Below are 5637 nucleotides of genomic sequence, written 5' to 3'. Positions count from 1 at the left end.
ACGGTAAGCCTGTTGTGGTGGCCGTGGTGTGCGACGGGGTGTCGTCCGCGCACCGCCCGGACGACGCGTCGGCGGCAGCCGCGGCCCACGGCGCCGGCGCAACGCACGCCGCACGACGTGGCCGTGGCCAAGCCCGGACCCTCCGGTCCGGCTGTCCCCGCCTCCTCCGACACCGCTGTGGCGACCCCGCAGATCCAGCTGATCCCGGCCTCGGCCGAGGGTGCGCTGGACGCTGCCGAGGAAGCCGTGGACCTGCTTCTGGAGTCGGGTCGTGCCCCCGGTGACGTGCTGGTGATCACCACCGGCGAACCGCACCCGTGGGCCGCCCACGAACTGTCCTTCGGTGAAGCGTCCTACTGGGCGCAGCACGACGCGCGCGACGACGTCTTCTACGCGGACGCCGCCGTCGCGGGCCGGGCGGCGTCCCGTCCCGTCGTCGTGGTCGCCGTCAACGGAGGCGCGGCAGCCGTTGCCACCACCGCCCTGCCCCTGGCCCTCGGCCGGGCCGGCACCCTGCTGATCGTCTGCGGCGACCCGCAGCAGATCAACTCGGTGCTGGGCGCGGGCGTCTGAGCCTTCCGGGAATTCCCGGAAGGCCCTCGGAGGGCGACGGCGGTCCGGTGAACGCCGTCGCGGCGGTCTGTGCACGGTGACGCGTTCGGCGTGCGCGGATTTCTGGCGCGCTCGCCGCAACGTGCCTTCTGCGGCTGTGCGATGTCCCGTGCGCCGTGACCGGAGTGCGGGCGCCTCCCGGCGTCGTAAGGACTCCGCAGTGATGGGGCCGTACGGTCCGGGCGCGGAGCCCGGACCGGGTTTCAGCGGGCCGCGGCGCGGCGCAGGACCTCCGAGGCGGCGCCGCCGGTGCGGGGCAGCAGGGGCGGTACCTCGGACATGGCGAAAGGTTCCGGCGCGGAGTCCGCGCTGGGCCGACGGCCGCCGCGCCCCTCCCCGAGCACCTGCCAGCCGTCGCGGGTCAGCGTGATGTAGGCCCCGCAGCGCAGCCCGTGCAGGGTGCAGGCGTCACGCAGCCCCCACATCCACGCGCCGTCCTCCTCCGTCCAACGCGCGTCGCCCTCACGGCAGTAGAGCAGCACGGCCGTACGCACAGGGGTGCGGCGGCGCAGATCGTGCGGGATGACGCGGCGCAGCTGCGCGAGCAGCGCGTTGCGGAACATCCAGCCGTCGGCCGGGGCGGACCGCCGGACGAACGAGGCGCTCGCGAGCAGCCGCTCGTCCGGATCGAGGACAGCCACGATCGCGGTCGCCGGTCTCGGCCGATGCCGGGAGTGCAGCCCGCTGACGACCTCGCGGGGATTGCGCAGCAACGGGATTCCGGCGGCGGCCCATTCGGAGGGCTCGAGCAGACGGGCAAGGGGGTTGGCGGAAGCGGCGGACAGGTCGGCAGACGTCGACATGGATGCCGCGGAGGACGGAGCGAATCCGAAGGTCACGGTCCTCCCTTCGGCTACGCGCCCACACTTCGGGCGGGGTCGGATTCGGGGGAGCGCACACCGCAGCAGAGCCCTACCGGATCACGGACGAGCCGTGCGGGGAGCGGACTCCAATTCTTCCTGTCGAACTTGGATGCGGCAACGAGCAAATGGGGCCACGGCCCCTTATCTGACGGTCTATGGCTTATATCCCTACCCAATGCGCCACCCGACGACGCCTGGGACATGCGAGCACGACACTTTCGTACGCCACTGATGTGCGGGAGGTCCAGAGGGAGTCGGTCGGCCCGGGTGCGGGACTGGGTTCCGGGTGCCTCGCCACGGCGGGGGATTGGGCCGTTGTCAGTGGCGTGCGGTTGCATGGGGGGCATGAGCAACCAGGAGCTGCGTGCCGAAGCCGACGCCATCCTCGCCGAGCTGGTCGGTGATCCGACCGGTACGGCGCGGCTGCGCGAGGACCAGTGGCAGGCGGTGGCGGCTCTGGTGGAGGAGCGCCGGCGCGCGCTGGTGGTGCAGCGCACCGGCTGGGGCAAGTCGGCGGTGTACTTCGTCGCCACCGCTCTGCTGCGCCGGCGCGGCGCCGGGCCCACGGTGATCATCTCGCCGCTGCTCGCGCTGATGCGCAACCAGGTCGAGTCGGCGGCGCGGGCCGGTATCAGGGCGCACACCATCAACTCGGCCAACCCGGAGGAGTGGGACAACATCTACGGAGAGGTCGAACGGGGCGAGACCGATGTGCTGCTCGTCAGCCCGGAGCGGCTCAACTCCGTGGACTTCCGCGACCAGGTGCTGCCCAAGCTCGCGGCCACGACCGGCCTCCTGGTGGTCGACGAGGCGCACTGCATCTCCGACTGGGGACACGACTTCCGCCCCGACTACCGCAGGCTCCGGGCGATGCTGGCCGAACTGCCCGCCGGCGTACCGGTGCTGGCCACCACCGCGACCGCCAACGCGCGCGTGACCGCCGATGTGGCCGAGCAGTTGGGCACCGGTGCCGGGGAGGCCCTGGTGCTCCGCGGCCCGCTGGAGCGGGAGAGCCTGCGGCTGGGAGTGGTCCAACTGCCGGACGCCGCGCACCGTTTGGCATGGCTCGCCGAGCACCTGGACGAGCTGACCGGCTCGGGCATCATCTACACGCTCACCGTGGCCGCCGCCGAGGAAGCCACCGCGTTCCTGCGCCAACGCGGCTTCAAGGTGGCCTCGTACACCGGGAAGACGGAGAACGCCGACCGCCTCCAGGCCGAGATCGACCTCCAGGAGAACCGGGTCAAGGCCCTGGTGGCCACCTCGGCGCTGGGCATGGGCTACGACAAGCCGGACCTGGGCTTCGTGGTCCACCTCGGCTCACCCTCCTCGCCGATCGCCTACTACCAGCAGGTGGGCCGCGCGGGGCGCGGTGTGGCCCACGCCGATGTGCTTCTCCTGCCGGGCCGGGAGGACGAGGCCATCTGGCGCTACTTCGCCGATACGGCCTTCCCGCCCGAGACACAGGTCCGGCAGACCCTCTCGGCCCTGGCCGACGCGGGACGGCCACTGTCGGTGCCTGCCCTGGAGACAGCGGTCGACCTGCGACGCAGCCGCCTGGAGACGATGCTGAAGGTCCTGGACGTCGACGGGGCGGTCAAGCGCGTGAAGGGCGGCTGGTCGGCCACGGGCGCGGAGTGGGTGTACGACGCCGAGCGGTACACCTGGGTGGCCAAGCAGCGCGCGGCCGAGCAACAGGCCATGCGCGACTACGTGAGTACGTCCCAGTGCCGGATGGAGTTCCTGCGCCGGCAACTGGACGACGAAGGCGCGGTGCCCTGCGGCCGTTGCGACAACTGCGCGGGCGCGTGGATCGATTCCTCGGTCTCGACGGAGGCGTTGACGGGGGCGACGAAGGAGCTGGACCGCCCAGGCGTGGAGGTGGAGCCACGCCGGATGTGGCCGACAGGGATGGCCGCGCTGGGCGTGGACCTCAAGGGCCGTATCCCGGCGAAGGACCAGTGCTCCACGGGGCGCGCCCTGGGTCGGCTCTCCGACATCGGCTGGGGCAACCGACTGCGCCCGCTGCTGGCGGAGAACGCGCCTGACGGCCCGGTCCCCGACGACGTCCTGAAGGCCGCGGTGGCGGTACTTGCCGACTGGGCGCGCTCTACGGGCGGTTGGGCGCCGAATGTCGAGGACGCCTCCGCCCGTCCGGTGGGGGTCGTGGCCGTGCCGTCTCTGGCCCGCCCGCAACTGGTCGGTTCCCTCGCCCAGGGCATCGCGAGCATCGGTCGCCTTCCCCTCCTGGGCACCCTGACGTACACCGGACCGGACGGCACGCACGCGGCGCGCCGCAGCAACTCCGCCCAGCGCCTCAGGGCCCTGTCCGACGCCTTCGCCGTCTCGGGGGAGCTGGCCGAGGCGCTGGCCGCCTCTCCCGGCCCCGTCCTGCTCGTGGACGACTACACCGACTCAGGGTGGACCCTCGCGGTCGCCGCCCGGCTGCTCCGCCGGGCAGGCGGCGAGCAAGTGCTTCCGCTGGTTCTCGCTGCGGCCGGCTGAGGTTTCGTTTTCGGGACCCGTGCCGTTGGCGTGCGGTCGGGGTGATGTCGGCCTGCGGGTGCGGTGATTCGGGTTGGGCTCGGGCGAGATTCCGTAGCAATGGGATCGCCAACGGGATCGCCTTGGCCGGGGCGAGCTTCGGTGGCGACTGAATCGTCTCGATTGCCACCGCCGGGTGATCGCGTGAGCGCCGTGGGTGGTCCGGATATCCCGGTCGTACGGGCCGACTTGGCCGCGCCGAACCCCATGTGGCGTGTCCCTGACCGGACTTATCCACAGGCTCAAGCGGAATTTCGCGATCCGCGAGATCGTCGATGCATGACGAACCACAGCGAAACGACCGGATCCTCCGAAAACGGCGACATCGACCCCACCGCGTACGACCGACACGGCGCCGAGCACCAGGTCACCCTGCGCAGCCCCGCCGAACTCGCCGACGCCCTGCCCTATCTGCTCGGGTACCGCCCCGAGGACAGCATCGTCCTCGTCGCCCTGCACGATCGGGGCGGTCGGGGCCGGTTCGGCGGCAGGGCCCGGCTCGGTATTCCCGCCGGCGCGGACGACTGGGCTTCCGTGGCACGGCAGTTGGCCCACGGCCTGGTGACCGGTAGCGAGCGCAGGGGAACCCGGCCCGAGCAGATGATCGCCTACGTCTGTCAGGAACCGGCGCCAGGGGAGTCGGGGCGTCAGGTCATGGAACGCCTGCGCCCGCTCGTGCAGAAGCTGCGCACCGAGTGCGGCCGACTCGACGTGACCGTGATCGAGGCGCTCTGCATCTCAGGCGGCCGCTTCTGGTCGTACTGCTGCGCGCCCGAGGGATGTTGCCCGGTCGACGGATCCCCGACGGGTCTCCCGGGCACGTCCGTACTGGCCGCGGCGGCGACCTACGCGGGACTCCAAGTGCGCGGCACACTGCGCGAGTTGCGGGCCAGGCTGCAGCCCTGGGAGACGGCTGCCGCGCTTCAGCAGGAAGTCGCCCTGGACGCCGCCGGTATGACCCTGGTTCCGAGGATCCTCGACGACGTCAGCCGAGCGGACGTGGCGCAGGAGACCCTGGATCTGGCCCAGCGGATCATGAGGCGATTCGCCGCGGCACCGCAGGTGTCCGGCGCACTCCACGCGGACTACCGCGACGACGCGCTGCTCGCCCACGACGAAGCCGCCACGCTGATCCTCGGCCTCCAGGACCGCACGACCCGCGACCGCGCCGCCGAATGGATGGAGGGCGACGACGCGGTACCGGCCCTGCGCCTCTGGCGCGCACTGGCCCGCCGCTGCGTCGGACCCTACGGCGAACACGCCGCGGCTCCTCTCACGCTCGCCGGCTGGGTCGCCTGGTCGACCGGCGACGACCTGGAGGCCAGGGAGGCCCTGGCCATGGCCCTGGGCGCGGACCCGGACTACCTGTTCGCCCGACTCCTGCACCAGGCCTGCAACGAGGGCTTGGACCCGGAGTCGATCCGGCGCTGCCTGCGCGCGGAGTGGGTGGAGGCGTTCAGCCCCAGGCAACTGAACATCGAGCGCGACTTCCGGGACCTGCTGGCCGGGCTCCGCCCGCATGTACGACTGGTACCTCGGCGGCAAGGACAACTACCCCGTCGACGAGGAGATGGGCCGCCAGATGCTCGCCCTCGACCCGAGGGTGCCGGTCATGGCA

At 71.9% G+C, this 5637-nt stretch carries 4 protein-coding genes and 1 pseudogene; 4 read left to right on the top strand and 1 reads right to left on the bottom strand.

The window, feature by feature from the left end; all coding sequences use genetic code 11:
• The first annotated feature begins 117 nt into the window (after positions 1-117).
• On the top strand, positions 118-573 hold the full coding sequence (locus ACNFOC_RS50140) for a hypothetical protein (protein ID WP_416965660.1): 456 nt from the start codon (positions 118-120) through the stop codon (positions 571-573).
• A gap of 242 nt (positions 574-815) precedes the next feature.
• Here ACNFOC_RS50140 and ACNFOC_RS50135 read toward each other — a convergent pair whose 3' ends face one another.
• Entirely contained in the window at positions 816-1451 is a 636-nt protein-coding gene (locus ACNFOC_RS50135) for a hypothetical protein (protein ID WP_384171104.1), read from the bottom strand.
• A 369-nt stretch (positions 1452-1820) separates the two neighbouring features.
• Between ACNFOC_RS50135 and ACNFOC_RS50130 the strand changes: the two genes are divergently transcribed.
• The 3 genes and pseudogenes from ACNFOC_RS50130 to ACNFOC_RS50120 form a co-directional block, all read left to right on the top strand.
• Positions 1821-3980, top strand: a complete 2160-nt coding sequence (locus tag ACNFOC_RS50130) for a RecQ family ATP-dependent DNA helicase (protein ID WP_416965658.1) — start codon at positions 1821-1823, stop codon at positions 3978-3980.
• Positions 3981-4079: 99 nt separating this feature from the next.
• A pseudogene (locus ACNFOC_RS50125) lies at positions 4080-5375 on the top strand (DUF4192 domain-containing protein); the annotation flags it as partial.
• A gap of 163 nt (positions 5376-5538) precedes the next feature.
• On the top strand, positions 5539-5637 hold a 99-nt coding region (locus ACNFOC_RS50120; protein ID WP_416965659.1), incomplete at its 3' end, for an SAM-dependent methyltransferase.

It is taken from the genome of Streptomyces colwelliae, assembly GCF_048158785.1.
In the GTDB taxonomy this organism is placed as follows: domain Bacteria; phylum Actinomycetota; class Actinomycetes; order Streptomycetales; family Streptomycetaceae; genus Streptomyces.
This window is presented reverse-complemented; position numbering and strand designations above follow the sequence as displayed.

Excerpts from the sequence above, each read along its gene's own strand:
- ACNFOC_RS50130 (WP_416965658.1), top strand. The coding sequence starts at position 1,821 with ATGAGCAACCAGGAGCTGCGTGCCGAAGCCGACGCCATCCTCGCCGAG.